Raw genomic sequence first — 231 nt, 5'->3', positions numbered from 1 at the left:
CGCCCGCGAGGAGGCACGCCGCCCTCAGCAGCTCGACGATGTCGACTTCTTGACCGGCGTCGGTGACATCACCCGCCAGGGGGCTCTCCGATTCCGGCCGAACGATGGCGTCGGTTTCCTGGATCCCGGCCATACCGTTCCGAGACTGGTCCGGCTGCCCGAGCTTCTGCACGCCGCCGACGCCGCCGCACGAAGCGGCGACGACTTCGAAGCGGTGAAAGCGCTCCTCGA

Annotated in this window: 1 protein-coding gene; it reads right to left on the bottom strand. The window is 68.8% G+C overall.

What is annotated here, in order from left to right; all coding sequences use genetic code 11:
- On the bottom strand, nt 1-231 hold a 231-nt coding region (locus SB773_RS35035), incomplete at both ends, for a hypothetical protein (RefSeq protein ID WP_410595202.1).

Origin of the sequence: Bacillus sp. SIMBA_074, assembly GCF_046534555.1 — a bacterium.
GTDB classification, from domain to species: Bacteria; Bacillota; Bacilli; order Bacillales; family Bacillaceae_G; genus Bacillus_A; species Bacillus_A mycoides.
This window is presented reverse-complemented; position numbering and strand designations above follow the sequence as displayed.